The 17,078-nt window shown below is 67.4% G+C and carries 15 protein-coding genes; 7 read left to right on the top strand and 8 right to left on the bottom strand.

Annotation, left to right across the window (positions count from 1 at the left end):
* Positions 1 to 9: 9 nt before the first annotated feature.
* The 5 genes from tatC to ABJF88_10070 all read right to left on the bottom strand — a co-directional run bounded on the left by tatC (position 10) and on the right by ABJF88_10070 (position 4,300).
* Positions 10 to 936 (bottom strand): twin-arginine translocase subunit TatC, encoded by a 927-nt coding sequence (gene tatC / locus ABJF88_10090; protein ID MEP0547269.1) that lies wholly within the window; start codon positions 934 to 936, stop codon positions 10 to 12.
* 108 nt (positions 937 to 1,044) lie between these two features.
* Positions 1,045 to 1,653 (bottom strand): orotate phosphoribosyltransferase, encoded by a 609-nt coding sequence (locus ABJF88_10085; protein MEP0547268.1) that lies wholly within the window; start codon positions 1,651 to 1,653, stop codon positions 1,045 to 1,047.
* Between the two features lie 225 nt (positions 1,654 to 1,878).
* Entirely contained in the window at positions 1,879 to 3,189 is a 1,311-nt protein-coding gene (gene glyA, locus ABJF88_10080; protein ID MEP0547267.1) for a serine hydroxymethyltransferase, read from the bottom strand.
* A gap of 77 nt (positions 3,190 to 3,266) precedes the next feature.
* Positions 3,267 to 3,593, bottom strand: a complete 327-nt coding sequence (locus ABJF88_10075; GenBank protein ID MEP0547266.1) for a DUF4359 domain-containing protein — start codon at positions 3,591 to 3,593, stop codon at positions 3,267 to 3,269.
* A gap of 29 nt (positions 3,594 to 3,622) precedes the next feature.
* Positions 3,623 to 4,300, bottom strand: a complete 678-nt coding sequence (locus tag ABJF88_10070) for a DUF4159 domain-containing protein (GenBank protein ID MEP0547265.1) — start codon at positions 4,298 to 4,300, stop codon at positions 3,623 to 3,625.
* Positions 4,301 to 4,920: 620 nt separating this feature from the next.
* Here ABJF88_10070 and ABJF88_10065 point away from each other — a divergent pair.
* The gene (locus tag ABJF88_10065) at positions 4,921 to 5,781 is read left to right on the top strand and encodes a universal stress protein (protein MEP0547264.1); all 861 of its coding nucleotides are present in this window, start codon (positions 4,921 to 4,923) and stop codon (positions 5,779 to 5,781) included.
* Between the two features lie 160 nt (positions 5,782 to 5,941).
* Here ABJF88_10065 and ABJF88_10060 read toward each other — a convergent pair whose 3' ends face one another.
* Positions 5,942 to 8,428: a DNA internalization-related competence protein ComEC/Rec2 gene (locus tag ABJF88_10060; GenBank protein ID MEP0547263.1), complete on the bottom strand. Its 2,487-nt coding sequence runs from the start codon at positions 8,426 to 8,428 to the stop codon at positions 5,942 to 5,944.
* Positions 8,429 to 8,594: 166 nt separating this feature from the next.
* Here ABJF88_10060 and nusB point away from each other — a divergent pair, with 166 nt between their 5' ends.
* Entirely contained in the window at positions 8,595 to 9,077 is a 483-nt protein-coding gene (gene nusB / locus ABJF88_10055; GenBank protein ID MEP0547262.1) for a transcription antitermination factor NusB, read from the top strand.
* Positions 9,078 to 9,125: 48 nt separating this feature from the next.
* Complete coding sequence (locus ABJF88_10050; protein MEP0547261.1) at positions 9,126 to 9,794, top strand: metallophosphoesterase family protein; 669 nt, start codon at positions 9,126 to 9,128, stop codon at positions 9,792 to 9,794.
* Between the two features lie 16 nt (positions 9,795 to 9,810).
* Here the strand turns inward: ABJF88_10050 and ABJF88_10045 are convergent, their stop codons facing one another.
* A complete protein-coding gene (locus tag ABJF88_10045; GenBank protein MEP0547260.1) occupies positions 9,811 to 10,332 on the bottom strand; it encodes a hypothetical protein in 522 nt (173 codons plus the stop codon).
* A 127-nt stretch (positions 10,333 to 10,459) separates the two neighbouring features.
* Between ABJF88_10045 and ychF the strand changes: the two genes are divergently transcribed.
* From ychF to ABJF88_10025, 4 genes are all read left to right on the top strand, one after another.
* Positions 10,460 to 11,557, top strand: a complete 1,098-nt coding sequence (gene ychF, locus ABJF88_10040) for a redox-regulated ATPase YchF (protein ID MEP0547259.1) — start codon at positions 10,460 to 10,462, stop codon at positions 11,555 to 11,557.
* Between the two features lie 234 nt (positions 11,558 to 11,791).
* Positions 11,792 to 12,295, top strand: coding sequence for a hypothetical protein (locus ABJF88_10035; protein ID MEP0547258.1), 504 nt, complete (start codon positions 11,792 to 11,794; stop codon positions 12,293 to 12,295).
* Positions 12,296 to 13,004: 709 nt separating this feature from the next.
* Positions 13,005 to 13,916 carry a glutaminase gene (locus tag ABJF88_10030; GenBank protein ID MEP0547257.1) on the top strand — a complete coding sequence of 304 codons (912 nt, stop codon included), beginning with the start codon at positions 13,005 to 13,007 and terminating at the stop codon, positions 13,914 to 13,916.
* Positions 13,917 to 14,263: 347 nt separating this feature from the next.
* The gene (locus ABJF88_10025) at positions 14,264 to 15,826 is read left to right on the top strand and encodes an AbgT family transporter (GenBank protein ID MEP0547256.1); all 1,563 of its coding nucleotides are present in this window, start codon (positions 14,264 to 14,266) and stop codon (positions 15,824 to 15,826) included.
* On the opposite strand, the gene ABJF88_10020 is transcribed toward ABJF88_10025, so the two are convergent.
* Positions 15,766 to 16,863 carry an adenylate/guanylate cyclase domain-containing protein gene (locus tag ABJF88_10020; GenBank protein ID MEP0547255.1) on the bottom strand — a complete coding sequence of 366 codons (1,098 nt, stop codon included), beginning with the start codon at positions 16,861 to 16,863 and terminating at the stop codon, positions 15,766 to 15,768. The genes ABJF88_10025 and ABJF88_10020 overlap by 61 nt on opposite strands.
* Positions 16,864 to 17,078 lie beyond the last annotated feature (215 nt).

Here is a 17,078-nt window from a genome sequence, read left to right as displayed (position 1 = left end):
CATCGGCGCTCACCCGTCAAGGCGCTTCTTCGCCTCCGCGCGGACGCGCTCCGCCTCCTCCTTCTCCTCCTGGCGGCGGCGCTTCGCCTCCTCCTTCAGCCGCCGCCGCTCGACGACGGCGGTGATGAAGATCGACGCCTCGTAGAGCCCGAGGAGGGGGAACGCCATGATGAGCTGGCTCATCGGGTCCGGCGGCGTGAAGAAGGCGGCGACGATGAGGATGATGATGAGGGCGTACTTCCGGTAGGCCCGCATCTTCGCCGCCGTCACGATCCCGAGGCTGGCGAGGAAGTACACCACGACGGGCATCTCGAAGAGCGCGCCCGCGCCGAACGTCCACATCAGCACCATCGAGAAGTACTTCGTGATGTCGAACTCGTTGATGATCTGCTCGGAGATCTGGAAGTTCGCGAAGAACTGGAGCGCGAGCGGCGTGAGGATGAGGTAGCCGAACGACACGCCGAGCACGAAGAAGAACGTGGCGAAGACGGCGATGAACCGCAGCCCTTGCTTCTCGTGCGCGTAGAGCCCCGGCTCGACGAACGCCCAGACTTGGTAGAGCACGAGCGGCATCGCGAGGATGAAGCCGACGGCGAGGACGGTCCCGAAATAGGCGAAGAACTGCCCGGTGATCGTCCGGTTTTGCAACACCAACTCCGTCGCGTCCACGCCGAAGAGCCGGTACATGAAGAAGTCCACGCGCGTCGGCGCCATCAGGAGCGAGTCGATCACCCAATCGGCGAAGAACAGGCAGAGGATGGAGGTGACGATCAGGGCGCCGAGCGCCTTGAAGATCCGCCAGCGCATTTCCTCGAGGTGGTCGAGGAAGCCCATCTCGGCGGCGATGCCGTCGGCGACGCCGTGGGCCGGGGCTCCGTCGCCGGACGGAAGGCCGGGCTTGCGGAAGCGCGTCAGCTTGGATTTGAGGTCGAGCAAGGGGGTCCAGGGTGAGGAAGAACGGAAGGGGGAAGATCGGAAGATGGCGGCGGTCGATCTCAGACCTCCTCCGCTCTTTCTCTCCTCCGCTCTTCCGCTCCTAATAACTCAGCGGCGTGCGTCGCCGGAGGAGGCCGCGGCGCGGGCGCTCTCGCGGAGGTTGAGCTCCAGCAGGCTCTCCACCCACAGCCCCTCGCCTTCGAGCCGGCTCTTGCCGCCGCTCCACGTGAAGTTGAAGAGGGTCAGCACGCCGGGCACTTCGAACCCGTCGCTGCGGAGGAGGGCGATCGCGCGGGCCGCGCTGCGCCCGCTGTTGAGGATGTCGTCCACGAGCACGACGGGCTCGCTGCGGTCGAGGGGGCCTTCGACGAGGCGGCGGCGGCCGTACGCCTTCCGCCGCTCGCGGATGAACCCGCCCCGGAACGTCGCCTCGGTGTCCGCGCCGAGCACGGAGCACACGATCGGGAACGAGCCGTAGCCGAAGCCGGCGACCTGGAAGACGGAGCGGGACTGGAGCCGCTCGGCGAGGACCTCGCCGATCTCATCGAAGATCTCTCCCTCCAGCATCGGGATGCGCGTGTCGAGCAGCCAGCCGATGGGCTGCCCGCGCGGGTCGGTGATCGGCTCCTGGTCGCGCCGGACGAGGGCCCGCTGGTAGAGCTGGTGCCCCAGCCGCGCGAGGGCCGATTCCGGGACCGAGCTAAAATCGTTTGCCATGGGAGGGAAGAGAACGCCGGCCCGAGCCGGAATCACAAAGAGCACAAACTAAGCACGCGCGGGGGGCGCTCGTAAAAAACCGTCCCCCCCGGCATTCGTTCCAACAGCCTACGCCGAGAGATTCTGAAAACGAGCGGCTCCGAATGGAACGTACAGCGGAGCACCGCCCGCCGCCAAACACCGAGTGGGAAGGACTTCCTCTTCCCGCCTGGACCGCATCACAAATCACGCCAGCACGCTGTGGCCGTAGAGCGGGAACCGCTCGCTCATCACGAACACCTCGCGGCGGACCATCTCGCGCGTGCCCTCACTCTCCCGCTTCGAGAGGACGCGGTCGATGAGCCCGACGACCTCGCGCACGGCGTCGGGCCCGAGCCCGCGCGTGGTGACGGCCGGCGTGCCGAGCCGGATGCCGCTCGTGACGAACGGGCTCTCCGGGTCGAACGGGACCATATTCTTGTTGACGGTGATGTCGGCCTCACCGAGGAGAGCCTCGGCCTCTTTGCCGGTGAGCCCCTTGCTGCGCAGGTCGATGAGGAGGAGGTGGTTGTCGGTGCCGCCGCTGACGACGTCGTAGCCGCGCTCGACGAAGGCGTCGGCCATCGCCGCGGCGTTCGCGATCACGCGCCGGCCGTAGTCTTTGAACGACGGTTCGAGCGCCTCGCCGAAGGCAACGGCTTTCGACGCGATCACGTGCATCAGCGGCCCGCCGATCACGCCGGGGAAGACGGCCGAGTCGAGCAGTTCACTCATCATCTTCGGCTTCCCGCTCTTCCACGTCTTCCCGAGCGGGTTCTCGGCGTCCTTCCCGACGAGAAGCATCCCGCCGCGCGGCCCGCGCAGCGTCTTGTGCGTCGTCGTCGAGACGACGTGGGCGTGGGGGAGCGGGTCGCTCAGCAGGTCGACGGCGATGAGGCCGGCGGTGTGGGCCATGTCCACCCACAGGATCGCGCCCACCTCGTCGGCGATCGCGCGGAACGCCGGATAGTCGAAGTCACGGCTGTAAGCGCTGGCACCGACGGAGATCATCTTCGGCTGCACGTCGCGCGCTTTCGCCCGCACCTTCTCCATATCGATCCGTCCGGCGAGCTCGCCATCGCGCTCGACGCCGTAGAAGTGGGCGTCGTAGAGGATGCCGGAGAAGTTGACGGGGGAGCCGTGCGTGAGGTGGCCGCCGTGGGCGAGGTCGAGCCCGAGGAGGCGGTCGCCGGGCTCCATGAGGGCGAGGTAGATGGCGTGGTTGGCCGTGGCGCCGGAGTGCGGCTGCACGTTCACCCAGTCGGCGCCGAAGAGCTTCTTCGCTCGCTCCTGCGCGAGCACTTCGGCCTCGTCGACGATCTCACACCCGCCGTAGTAGCGCTTGCCGGGCCGGCCTTCGGCGTACTTGTTCGTCAGCGGCGTGCCCATCGCCTGCAGCACGGCGAGCGAGACGAAGTTCTCCGAGGCGATGAGTTCGAGCCCGTCGTTCTGCCGGTCGATTTCGCGCTGGATGATGGAGTAGAGGTCGGGGTCTTGCGTGCGGAGGTCGTCGTGCATGGAGAGCGAAGAGCGAAGTGGTAGGTAGAGACGCGGCGTGTCGCGTCTGTACAGGCGCGTTGGGGACCGGGGCGCGATCAGTCGAGGCTGGCGGGGCGTTGGATCTCGAAGAAGAGGGTGGCGATGCCGATGAACTTCCACTCCTCGCCTTCGCGCGCGCGCCCGTCGAAGTCTAAGGTATACACGCTCGCGACGAGGTAGTTGTCGCGGTCGGCGAAGCGGCGGACGAGGCGACCGGCCGCCATCGCTCCGAGGTCGCCGAGGAGTCCACCTGCGGGCATCGCCTCCGCCATCGTCCCGATCTGCTCGGCGACGTTGTCTTCGGCGAACTCGGCGAACTCGTCCGGGCCGGGGTTCGTGACGGCGAGCACGACGACGAGGGCAACGAAGAGAATCAAACGCATAGGGGAGAAGGAGAGAGGCAGGGGAGTTGCTAGCGTGTCATCGCGTAAACGAGCAGGTTCGTTCCCATCCGGAGCGCCGCCTGCCGCTTCTCGGGTGGGTTGTTATGCACGCCCTCCGGCTCCCACCCGTCGCCGATGTCGCTCTCGTACGAATAGAACACGACTAGCCGCCCCTCGTGGAACAACCCGAGTCCCTGCGCCGGCTTGCCGTCGTGCTCGTGCACTTTGGGGAGGCCGTTGGGGAACTGGAAGTGCGCGTGGTAGACCTCATGCTCGAACGGGACGGCGACGAACTCCTGCTCGGGGAAGACTTTCTTCATCTCCTGCCGGATCGTCTGATCGAGCCCGTAGTCGTCGTTGATGTGGAGGAAGCCGCCGCCGACGAGGTAGCGCCGAAGCCGCTCGGCCTCACGCGCGGTGAAGCGGACCGTGCCGTGCCCGTTGAGATAGAGGTACGGGTACTGGAAGAGCTTGTCGCTCGTCAGTTCGACGATGTCTTCTTCGGGTGCCACGTCGAGCAGCGTGTTCGTCCGCACGAAGGCGAGGAGGTTGGGGAGCGACCCCTCGCCGCTGTACCAGTCACCGCCGCCGCCGTACTTCACGCGGGCGATCGTGACGTCGTGACGGCTGGACTGAGCGGGCGCCTCGGCAGCGAACGCGAGGACGAGGAGCAGGCAGAGCACGGTGCGCATGAAACGAGTCGGCATCAACGAATCGGCATCGAGGGACGGGGGCGGAGTTCAACGGACTGATCGGGCGAGGGTTTTCCCCTTCCGACCGAACGCGGCTTCGGCAGCGCGTGGTGTGCAAAACGGGGACTTTTTCCACCGTGTGGAGAACGGTGTGGACAACCGTGGACGCGTCGGGGACAACGCCGACGCCGCTCCGCCCTGTCAAAATCGCCACGCTGTCAAGGACGATCTCTCCACGGGTTATCCAACCGTCGTCCACAGGCTCCGGGTTGTGGACGGGGTGTGGGTAGGGGATTCCCCTAGTTGTGGACAGGCGTGGAGAAGTGGACAACGTCGCGAGATCGCACCGGACGGGGACTGTCGCGGCTTCGGCCGGCGGGCCGTTTGTGGACAGTACCGCGGATAACTCGGCGCTTATGCACGTCTATCCACAACGGCCTCTTCCGACCGGCTTGTCCACATGTCCACAGCCTCTACTACTATACCTTTTTACTTATTCAATACTTTATTTAATTAGGCAGTGTGGATGAACGAGGGGCTCCTCTTATATCAGCCTATACCAATCGGTGGCATAGTGTCTCTGATGCCCCCGATGTACCTTTAGTCGTCCGCCCACATCTTGCCTCCTCTTCCTTATGCTCAAGCGCATCCTCGTCGCCCTCGACTTCGACACCGACACCTCCGTCGCAACCCGCTACGCGATCGAGATCGCTCACCGCTCCGGCGCGTCGGTGACGGGCCTCGCCATCGTCGACCGCGAAGGGATCCGCTCCCAGGCTTCCGGCGCTGGCGTGGGCGCGATGTATTATGCAGAGAAGCTCCAACACGCACTCTCGGACGAGGCCCGCGCTCAAGCGCACCACCTCCTCCGCCGCTTCGCTGAGGAGCTCGACCGCGAAGGCATCCCCCACGGGGCCGACCACGTCGAGGAGGGCGTCCCGTTCGAGCGGATCGTCGAGGACATGAAGTACCACGACCTGCTGATTGCCGGGCACGAGTCGCACTTCTTTTATCCGCAGCGCGACAAGCGAACGCGGACGATGGACGAGGTCGTGGAGAAAGGCGCCGCCGCCACGCTCGTCGTCGAGTCCGAGTACCGCCCGATCCGTCGCGTGCTCGTCGCCTACGACCGGAGCGTGAGCGCGGCGCGCGCGATGCAGAAGTTCGCCGAGCTGAGCCCGTTCGACACGGAGCACCTCGCCGTCGAGGTCGTCAACGTGCGCGAGGGCGATGGGGAGGAGGCGACGGCCGAGTCCGAACTGATGCTCTCGCTCGCGAAGTCCTACCTCCAAGCCCACGGGTTCACCTCCGTCGAGGGGACGAGCCTGCCCGGCGGGCAGGCGAAGAGTCGGCTGCTCGACCACGCCACCCGCAGCCGCGCCGACCTCATCGTGGCGGGCGCCCACTCGCAGTCCGGCCTGAAAGAATTCCTCTTCGGCTCGACGGCGAGCGGGCTGATCGACAACGCCGAGATCCCGCTCTTCCTCTACCACTGAGGCGGTGCAGAAACGCTAGAGGATGAGTCCCTCCCCCTCGGAGGGGGAGGACACGTGGGGGTCCGCGACGAGCACAGACAGCGAGGGGGGTAGCGTCAAGATCCTTCGCATTCGCTCAGGATGACACTTCCTTGAGCTTTGCTGCAGGGCACCGACGCGGTCAGCGCCAGTCCAAGCGCTTGACGGTCTTCCCATCGGAGCGGAGCCAGACGGCACCTTCTTTCGACGTTTGCAGCACCGTCGCCCCGGCGTGCTCCCAGCGGTCCAGCACCTCGGCGTTGGGGAGCCCGTAGACGTTGCGCTCGGCGACCGACACGACGGCGAGCGGCGTCTGCCCGCCGACCACGGCCGTCACGAACGGGGCCGTGCTGCTCGTCCGGCTCCCGTGGTGGCCGACTTTCACCACGTCGCTTTGCAGCAGGTCGCCGTAGCGGGCGAGGAGGTCGGCTTCGGCATCCGCTTCGGCGTCGCCGGTGAGGAGGAACGACGTGGCACCGTAGCTCACGCGGAGCACGACCGAGCCTTCGTTCGCTTCGTCGCCGGGTCCGGGCGAGGCGGAGGGGCCAAGGATCTGGAGGCGTACTGTCGGATCGAGCGCGAGCGTATCGCCGGACGTGACGGCGCGGCTGCGGACGCCGCGTTCGGCCACGAGGGCGACGGTCTCGGCATACAGCTCCGAGGAATAGTTATGCCCGTTGTGGACAACCTGTGCAGTAGGGATCGCGCGCAGGATCGCCGGAAGCCCGCCGAGGTGGTCCGCGTGCGGATGCGTCACGATCACGGCGTCGAGTCGGTCGATGTTTTCGCGGACGAGGTGGGGGAGGATCGTCCGCTCGCCCTGGTCCGTGTACGGGTCGCGGAGCCCGGCATCGACGAGCACGCGGCGTCCGTTGGGAAGCGTGAGGAGCGCGGCGTCGCCCTGCCCGACGTCGAAGAACAACACATCCAGTCGCGGCTGCGTCGCGCCGCTCCACACGGGTTGCCACACACCGATGACCGTAAGCGCGCCGGCAACGGCGACGAGGCGCCAGCGGGGACGGGGCCGCGGCCAGAGGGCGAGCGCGGCGAGCCCCGCCGCGAGGGCGCTGATGAACCACGCGTTGCGGACGAAGCCGCCGACGCTCGTCCACGCCAGCCACTCGGCACCGGTCCGGCTGAGCCAGAGGAGCACGAGAGCGCCGCCCTCAGCCGCCGCGCCGAAGACATCGGCGAGGGGCGGGAGGGGGGAGGCGAGGACGGTGAAGAGCCCGCCGCCGAGCGTGAGCGTCGTCGCCGGGATTGCGGCGAGGTTGAGCAGGAGTCCGGCGAGGGGGACGCGGCCGAAGTGGAAGAGGAGGACCGGCATCGTCCCGAGCGTGGCGGCGAGCGAGACGAGCGTCATGTTTACGGTCCATCGCCGGATTCTCCCTCCCGTCCACACGGCCGGTAGCCAGCTTTCGAGCACCGGCACCAGCGTCACGATCGCCCCGACGGCGGCGAACGAGAGTTGGAAGCCGACGTCGAACAGGAACGTCGGCCGCACGAACAGGAGCACGAGGGCAGCCACGCCGAGCGCGTTGAGCGTGTTCGGTGCCCGCTCCGTCGCAGCCCCGACGATGAGCAGCGCGGCCATCACGAGGGCTCGCACGGCCGACGGCGGCGCGCCCGTCGTGAGGACGTAGAGCCCGAGCAACCCGAGCGTCAGCGCGGTCCGCACGATCTCGACCCGCCGCCACGACCAGCGGAGCCGGTGGAGCGTCGGCTTGAGGAATGCGTAGAGCGCCATCCCGACGAGGAGGACGTGGAGGCCGGAGATCGCGAGCAGATGCATCAGCCCAGTCAGCGCGAACGCATCGCGGGTGGCGCGGTCGATCTCGCTGCGGTCGGCGAGGAGGAGGGCGGAGAGGACGGCGCGCGGCTCGTCGTCCCGGATGTGGCGGGCGAGGGTGACTTCGACGTGGGCGCGGACGGCGTTCGCGGTGCGGTCGAGCGGGCCGGGATCGGCGGCAAGTATGGTGAGCGTCGTCGAGTCGTAGCCGGCGAGCGTGGCGTGTGTGCCGCGCCGGGCGAGATATGCGCCGTAGTCGAAGTCGGCCGGATTACGGCGGGGCGCGAGGGGGCGGAGCGCGCCGGCAACCTCGACGCGGTAGCCGGCGCGGACGAGCGGGTAGTCGATCCGAGGCTCGTCGTCGCGGCGTGGGTGCCAGAGGGAGACCTGCACGCGGCCTCGGACGGGATAGAGCACGTCCGTCGGCGCGGCGGAGTCGGCGGCGAGCGTGAAGCGGACGCCGCGCTCGGTCACGACGGGGTGGTCGGCGACAGTGCCGGTGAGCACGACGGGGTCGGCAACACGGGCGGCGAGGTGGGCGACGTGATCGCTCGGAAGCTGCTGCCACGCGGCGAGATGCGCCCCGCCCAGCGCCGTAATCGCCACGCCGAGACCGACCGTCGCGATCAGCCCAGCGAGCGACACGAGTCGCGCCCGGCTCCCCACCGTGGCGACCACGGTCACGAGCGCCGCGGCTCCGGCGACCCCGACCCATTCCCAAAACCCGACGGCCGGGGCGAAGCGGGCCGCTACGATCCCCGCTGCGAAGCAGCCCGCCACGAGGAGCGCCGGCCGAGCACGCCAGCGGATCGGTCGGTCGGGGCGAGGGGGCGGCGGCATGGCGGGCGGGGCGGCGTGTGTTCGGGATAGACCCGGCGGCCCGCGTGTTCGTAACTAGGGAAGGGCTTGTGTAGCTTGAGCGAATTGAAAGGCTGCGGCGGCACTAGCCGATAAATGCGTCGTAGCATGAGCTATTCCAATCCATCCCCCCGTTCTTTCTCTAACCATGAGCAGCCGCCGCGAAGTCCGAGCCCGAGTCATGCAGGCGTTGTACGCCCGCGAATTGAGCGGGGACGGCGTCGGGCACATCGTCAAGCACCTGCTCCAGCCGCACTTCGAAGGGCCCGCGCTCCGCTTCGCCGAGCGGCTGTTCCTCGCCACGCTCGACCACGAGGAGGAGACCGACGAACTCATCGAGGCGCATGCCAAGAACTGGGGGCTCAACCGCATCGCGACGGTCGACCGGTTGACGCTGCGGCAGGCGATTACGGAACTGCTCTACTTCGAGGATATCCCGCCGAAGGTGTCGATCAACGAAGCCATCGAAGTGGCGAAGCAGTTCAGCACCGAGCAAAGCGGGACGTTCCTCAACGGCATCCTCGATGCGGTGCTCACGACGCTCAAGGACGAGGGGCGGCTGCGCAAGACGGGCCGAGGCCTCGTTGACATCACGCCGCCGTCCGGGTCTTCCCACGCCCCGTCGGTGTAAGGCGCGGCCTTCGTATCCTCGACTCCACCGGCCTCTCGCTACGCCCGTATGAGCCTCATTGCCATCGGTGACATCCACGGCTGCGTCCGTTCCCTCGAAGCGCTTCTGGAGCGCCTCGCGCCGACGCTGGACGACCACCTGATCTTCGTCGGCGACTACACCGACCGCGGGCCGGACTCGAAGGGCGTCATCGACCGCCTCATCGAGATGGAGACGGCGAGCACCGACGAGACCGGCCCGCGCTGCTCGTTCCTGCGCGGCAACCACGATCAGATGATGCTCGACTTCATCGACCGGGGCGACATCCAGCTGTGGCGGATCAACGGCGGGCTCGAAACGCTCGCGAGCTACGAGAACGGCGAGCACATCATCCCGGCCTCGCACCACGCGTTCCTCCGACGGACCCGGCTCTACCTCGACACGGCGGATTTCTGCTTCGTCCACGCCGGGCTCAAGCCGTACTACCCCGTCGCGTACAACCTCCAGCACGAGACGGCCGAGACGTTCCTCTGGACCCGCGAGCACCTCGCCGTCCGCGACCGCGATTGGGAGAAGCCCGTCGTCTGCGGCCACACCCCGCAGCCGTCGCCCGTCGACGAGCCGGACCTGATCTGCATCGACACGGGCTGCGTCTACGCCAGCCACCCAGAATTCGGCAAGCTGACGGCCGTAGTCCTCCCCGAGCGCGACTTCGTGCAGGTCGACTACGTGGGGTGACGGGCGCTCCGCGTCGTCACAGCCCGAGGAGCAGGCCAGCGCGGAGGTGCGACGGTTGCGTGCCGATCTCGACGTAGACGACGCGGCGGTCGAACCGGATGGAGCCGCGGGCGAACGGCTCGGCGAAGAGGCGGAACGAGCGCGCTTTGCTGGCCGCCGTCTCCTCGAAGAACGAGAAGAAGAAGCTCGGCCCGAAGCGGAAGCCCACGTCGAGGTCGTACGGCCCCGCGTCGAGGTCCGTCACGACGGTGAGCACGCGGAGGACGCGGACGCTCCCGCCGAGCCCGAGGGCCACGAGCAGCCGCCCGTCCGAGCCCACGAAGCGCGGCGCGTAGTCGGCGTAGAACGAGGCTTCCTGCGTGAGCACGGTGAGCGCGGGGCTCGCGAACCCGGCCTGCACGCCCACGCCCGGCGTGCCACCCACTCCGACCTGGACGAAGGGCAACGTCGGCGTCGCGAACTGGGCGTGCGCCGCCGGAATCTCGGCCGCGAAGGCGAGGACGAGCGCAGCGGCGAGAACGGCGGAGCGGGCGGGCATAGGGGGCAGTGTCTGAGGAATGGTTGAAGATAGCGGCGGGCGGGACACCGCCGCGCATCGCGCCGTAGACTGCGGGCTGCATCGTGCAGATTCCCGTCCCGATTTATTCTCCCCACCCCGCATCCCCATGGCGCTCCGAGTCGGCATCGTCGGCCTCCCCAACGTCGGCAAGTCCACGCTGTTCAACGCGCTCAGCGAGGCCGGCGCCGAGGCCGCCAACTACCCCTTCTGCACGATCGAGCCGAACGTCGGCGTCGTCGGCGTGCCGGACCCGCGGCTGGACCGGCTGGCCGAGCTGGCGAAGTCCGCGCAGACGCTCCCGGCGACGATCGAGTTCGTCGACATTGCGGGCCTCGTCGCCGGTGCGTCGAAGGGGGAGGGGCTCGGCAACCAGTTCCTCGCCCACATCCGCGAAGTCGACGCGATCGCCCACGTCGTCCGCTGCTTCGAGGACCCGAACGTCGTCCACGTCGCGGGCTCGGTCGATCCGGCGCGTGACATCGAGATCATCGAGACGGAACTGCTGCTGAAGGATTTGGATACGGCCGAGAAGCGGGTCGAGCGTTCGCAGAAGATGGCGAAGACGGGCAACAAAGATGCGCAGAAGGAGGTCGTGTTTTACCAGCGTCTGCACCAGCACATCGGCGACGGCAAGCCCGCACGCACGCTCGAACTGCAGAACGACGACGAGGCGCGGATGCTGCGCGACGTCTTTCTGCTCACGGCCAAACCCGTGCTCTACGCCGCGAACGTCGGCGAGCACGAATTGCCTGACGGGAACGCCTACGTCGACACGGTCCGCGAGATCGCAGCGGCCGAGGGGGCCGGCGTCGTCGTCGTCTCGGCCGAGTTCGAGGCGCAGCTCGCCGAGCTCGACCCGGAGGAGCGGGCGGAGTTTCTGTCCGAGGCCGGGCAGACCGAGCCGGGCCTCCACCGGCTGATCCGCGAGGCGTACGACCTCCTCGGGCTCATCACGTACTTCACCGCCGGGCCGAAGGAGTCGAGGGCGTGGACGATCGCGCGCGGGACGAAGGCGCCACAGGCCGCCGGCGTCATCCACACCGACTTCGAGAAGGGCTTCATCCGCGCCGAGACCATCAAGTTCGCCGACTACGACAAGCACGGCACGGAGGCCGCCGTGCGCGAGGCGGGCGCGCTGCGGAGCGAGGGCAAAGAGTACGTCGTGGCCGACGGCGACGTGCTGCTATTTCGCTTTAACGTCTGAGTGGTAGGCGGAACAGGTGAGCGTGAGCGCGTTGACCGAACGTTGTCGAGGAGGAAGGCCGAGGATCGGGCCGCTCCGTTCAACTACGCACGGAAAGCGCCGTACCCCGTCGTTTACGCGACGGCGGTGTAGGATAATGTCCGGGAGGGGGGATTAGGCGACGGGGTTGCAGGAGGAGTCCCCGTCCCGGTGTATTATGCGGCGTCCACTCCCCTGAAGTAGTAGTTCTGCCGCATGCCTCCCGTCCGGATCGACTTCGTGAAGCAATCCCTGCTCCTCGCCTTCCTTCTGCTCGCGGCGTGCTCAGCGTCGCAGGGCGGGTTCGATTGGCCGAGGGAGCCTCTTACACTTACGGAGTACGCCGAACTCTTCGCTGACGTAGAGCCCGCGCAGAACGAGGCCTACGGACGCAAGCCTGAGGACGCCATCCGGATCGGGCGCTACGGCCCTTTCAAAGGGATACAGGCCTCCTCGGAGATGATCGCGCGCCTTCGGAAGGACGGTCAGCCGCTAGAAGTGGTGACGCGAACATCGATGTATACCGTAGCCCCGGACTCCTCCTCGGCACAGCCCGCACCTCAGGGCCCCCCAAGACCGGAGGGCGTCGTCATCGTGGATTCGTACCTGCTCACGCCCGTTGGGACGAGTGACACCCTGCGGCTCTATTTCGACCCCTACCACGTGGCCCCGTTGCGTGTCCCTCAAGGGCTAGAGTGGGCGCCGCTCACGGAAGGGTGAAGCGCGGCAGAACCCGCCGTCGCAGGCCGACCTGCCGCTCCACGACCTTGCCTCCCTCACCGGCAGCTTCTACTTTGCCCGCTCCACCGTCTCGCCGCGTCGGCGGCTGAACGGCAACTCTGTTCTGCTGCCTTACGCTTGCATGAGACTCGGCTTCCTTCTGCTCCTAGCCCTTCTCATTTCAGGCTGCGCCGCTACGCATAGCGTTAGCCGCGCGGTGCCCAGCGATTTCGACCACCTCGACGAGCAACTCCGCGGGCGCCACGCCACGGTAGAACTCGCCGACGGCACACGCGAGGAGGGGCGGGTGTTGTTCGTTCGGTCCGACTCGACCGCGTGGCACAGCCCGCCCGCTCGCCGCGCGGTGCCGACGAGCGAAGTCGTCCGGGTTACGCGGCACGAGGGGGCTGGGGGCGTCCTCAAGGGAGCAGTTCTTGGTGCTGGAATCGGAGGCCTCTTAGCGGTAGCGGCCCTGTCCGAGGGGGATGATTCGATACTCAGCCCCGATAGCGGGGCTCAGTATGTGGTGGGCATTTCGGCCATGTCGGCGATATGGGGCGCGCTGATCGGTGCAGGCACAAGTCGGCGGGTCTACGTGCTCCATCCATAGCGGGCGGCAGAACCCTTCCGTCCCGGCGCGGCTGAAGCGCCACTCCGTTGCTAGGCGTAGGTACCTTGCGTACCCCAACACGGAGGTGAGCGAGTGCCCATGGACTACGCGCGGATCCTGGCCGAGATCGAGGAGGAGTGCCGCCCGCTGCTAACTGAGGGCCGGGTGGCGGACTACATCGCCCCCCTCGCGGCGGTGCCCCGCGAGCGCTTCGGCATGACGCTGCGCACGGTCGGCGGGGCCGTGCACGCCGTCGGCGACGCCGACCGGTCGTTCTCTATCCAGAGCATCGCGAAGGTGCTCAGCCTCGGCCTCGCGATGCGGCTCGTCGGCGATGCGGTCTGGGAGCGGGTGGGGCGCGAGCCCTCCGGCACGGCCTTTAACTCGCTCGTCCAACTCGAAGCTGAACGGGGCCGCCCGCGCAACCCGATGATCAACGCGGGCGCGCTCGTGGTGGTCGATACCGTCCTCGACGCGGTCCCGACCGGCACCGACCCCTTCCTTGCCTTCGTCCGCGAGGCCGCGGCCGATCCGTCGCTCGACTACGACCACGCCGTGGCGGAGGCCGAATACGCGAGCGGCGATGGCAACCGGGCGCTCGCCTACTTCCTGAAGTCGTTCGGGGTGCTGCGCGAGGATCCCGAGCGCGTGATGGAGGCTTACTGCCTGCTGTGCTCCCTGACCATGAGCACCACCGCGCTGTGCCGGGCCTTCACGTTCCTCGCCACGGGCGGGCATTCCCCCGACGGGGTGCTGATCGTGGCGCCGCGCCAAGTCAAGCGCCTCAACGCCGTCATGCTCACCTGTGGCGTGTACGACGAGGCTGGCGACTTCGCGTACCGCGTGGGCCTTCCTGCGAAGAGCGGCGTCGGCGGTGGGATCGTCGCCGTGCTGCCCGGCTCCTTCGTTGCGGCCGTGTGGTCGCCCGGGTTGGGAACGAAGGGGAACTCGCTCGCCGGCACGATGGCTCTCGAACTGCTGACCACCAAGACCGGCACGTCGATCTTCTGAGGCGGGCGCGTTACGGAGCAAAGCAAGGAGCGTACGGTGCAGAAGTGGCGCTCAACGCCATGCGGTTCCTGCTCTTGTTCGATGTCTTATTCGTATTCGGGTCCTGGGAAGCCCGCGCGGCGCGTCAGCGGCTCTGGGCCTGAACCCGGCGCTTCACGCTGACGCCGGGCTTCGCCGCCTACCTGCCCCGGTAGCGTCACGGTGCCTCCGCGGCGTGCCACGCAGAGCGGCTTCTGATCGGTTTTGGAAGGGTCGTTCGGGACAGGACGAGCGGAAACAGGCGGGTGGGGCTTTCAGGTGTGGGAAGGCCGTCGCTACATTCGCGGCCTCACCCAACCCCCGCGCCGATGGAACCGCCCCGCACCGACGCCTCCGCGTCCCCGCCTTCGTTCGTCAACCGATTGCTCGGCGGGATCGAGACCGTGGGCAACAAGCTGCCGGACCCGGCGATGCTGTTCCTCATCTCGCTCTTCGTGGTCTGGGCGCTCTCGGCCCTCCTGGCGGGCGTCGAGTTCGCCGACCTCGACCCGCGCACGGGCGAGCCGATCCGCGTCCTCAACCTGCTGACCGGGACGGCCCTCGCTACGTTCCTCGCGAACATGGTGACGATCTTCACGAGCTTCGCGCCGCTCGGCGTCGTGCTCGTGGCGATGCTCGGGGTGGGCGTGGCCGACGAGGCGGGGTACTTCAACACGAGCATCAAGCTCCTCCTCGGAAAAACCTCGACGGCGCTGCTGACGCCGGTCGTCGTACTCGTCGGGCTCATCAGCCACAGCGCGATCGATGCGGGGTACGTGCTCGTGATCCCGCTCGGGGGGATCATCTTCTACGCGGCCGGCCGGCATCCGCTGGCGGGGATCGCAGCGGCGTTCGCGGGTGTCTCCGGCGGGTTCAGCGCGAACCCCGTCCCCTCCGCGCTCGATCCGCTCCTGATGGGCTTTACGCAGCCCGCCGCGCAGATGGTTGCGCCGGGCCTCCTGCTCAACCCGCTCAACAACTACTTCTTCACGGCGACCTCCAGCCTGCTCATCGTCGCGCTCGGCTGGTTCATCACCGACAAGATCATCGAGCCGCGGCTCAAAGCCAGCAATCCGGTCGATGCCGACGCCGAGAAGTCGCCGGACATGGATACGATCGACACGAGGGAGCGGAAGGCGTTCTGGTGGGCGACGGCCGTCCTCGTGCTCGGGCTCGGCCTGCTCACGCTCGCGCTGCTGCCGGCGGACTCCCCGTTCCGCGACGAGACGGGCTCGCTCAACTCGTTCCGCGCGCCGATCATGCAGTCGATCGTGCCGCTGATCTTCCTCCTCTTCCTGATTCCGGGCGTGGTCTACGGCGTGATCGCGGGCGTCTTCCGCACCTCGAAGGACATGGTGGACGCGATGACGAAGGCGATGCAGGGGATGGGCTACTACATCGTGATGGCGTTCTTCTGCGCCCTCTTCGTCCACGCCTTCGGCACGTCGAACATCGGAGCGCTCCTCGCGGTCAAGGGCGCGGCGGCGTTGCAGGCGCTCTCGCTGCCGGGCGGCGTGACGGTTGTCGGCATCATCTTCCTGACGGCGTTCGTGAACCTCTTCGTCGGCTCGGCGAGCGCGAAGTGGGCCCTCCTCGCGCCGATCTTCGTGCCCGTCCTGATGCAGGTCGGGATCTCGCCGGACCTCACGCAGGCGGCCTACCGCGTCGGCGACTCGTCGTCGAACATCATCACGCCGCTGATGCCGTACTTCCCGCTCGTCGTGGTCTACTGCCAGCGCTACGTGAAGGGGACGGGCATCGGGACGTTGACGTCGCTGATGATCCCGTACAGCATCGCGTTCCTCGTGGTGTGGTCGGCGTTCCTGATCCTCTACTGGACGCTCGGCATCCCGCTCGGGCTGGGGGCCTCGTACGCGTACCCCGCGCCGTAGTCCGGCTCTAAAGCAAACAGTTCCACGGGGCGTGCCTTGCCGCGCAGGACCTGCTCCCCCAACGAGCGGAAGGCCCACGCGTCGTCGGCGTCGAGGCGGGCTCTCAGCGCGTCGCCCACGAGCACGTCGACGCCGTGCTTGGTGCACAGCGCCTGGATCCGGGCGGTCTGATTCAGCACGTCGCCGGTGAACACGATCTCCTTTTTGAGCGCCCCGATTTCCCCCGTCGTCACGTCGCCGACCTGCAGGCCGGCCTTGAAATCCGGGACGACCCCGAAGCGCTCTTCGAACCAGTCGGCTCGCTCGTGCAGATCCCGCTTCATCTGCAGGACGCAGCGGATGCAATTGCCATCGCTGAGCCCGATCTCTTCGGGCCACGACACGACGATCTCGTCCCCGATGTACTGGTAGACCTCGCCGCCGTGCTCGACAATCGCGTCGCCGAGAGCGTCGTAGTAGGCCCGGAGCAGCACGAAGTAGCGGGCGTGCCCAAGCCGCTCGGCGATGCGTGTCGACGACTTCATGTCGGAGAAGAGGAATACCCGCCGCTCCTCTTTGGGAGTGTGGTAGCGGCCCGTCAGGAAGTTCCTCAGCACGTGCGGTCCCATGTGCTCGCTGATCTCAGCGTAGAACAGCGACGCCACGAGGGAGGCGGTGAGTTGCACGCCCGTGCTCAGGCTCGCCTTGCTGATGAGGAAGCCCTGGAGCCGCTCCCAGACACGGGGGTCACTCAGGCTCGTATCCATCTCCATCGCCGCGGCAATGGGGAAGGTGATGAGGATGACCGCCGTCAGGAGTACAGCGTAGAACAGCGTTTTGGCGATGAGCTTCGCACCCAGGCTCAGCGTGCTCAGCCGCCGGTTGAGGTAGAGCAACTCGACGGCACCGACGAGGCACCCCACAGCGGCGACGGCGAGGCTGGCGAAGACGTAGATCCCGATGTCGAGCTTGATAGCGGTGTCCGGGACATCGTTGAAGCTTTCAGTGGCGGCGTAGTTCGAGATCAGAAACACCTGGTCCGTGGCGAACCAGATCACTCCGAAGGGAACGATCCGGAGGATGTTGCGTCGGGATTTAGGGGAGAGTCGCAACCGCACGGGGAGGGGAGAGAGTCCTGTTCCGTAGAGTCTACGAACGGGGAGATTGCAGAGGGAGCTTCCGCACCAATCTGCTGAGCGGCGGCGGTCGAGCATCGCGCGCGAAAAAGTGCACGTGATCGCTCGATGTAGGCGAACTGCCGCTGGGCTCAAGC

The sequence above is a fragment of the Rhodothermales bacterium genome (assembly GCA_039944855.1).
GTDB lineage: Bacteria > Bacteroidota > Rhodothermia > Rhodothermales > JANQRZ01 > JBBSMX01.
Note: the sequence above shows the minus strand (reverse complement) of the source record. Positions and strands in the feature narration are given on the sequence as shown.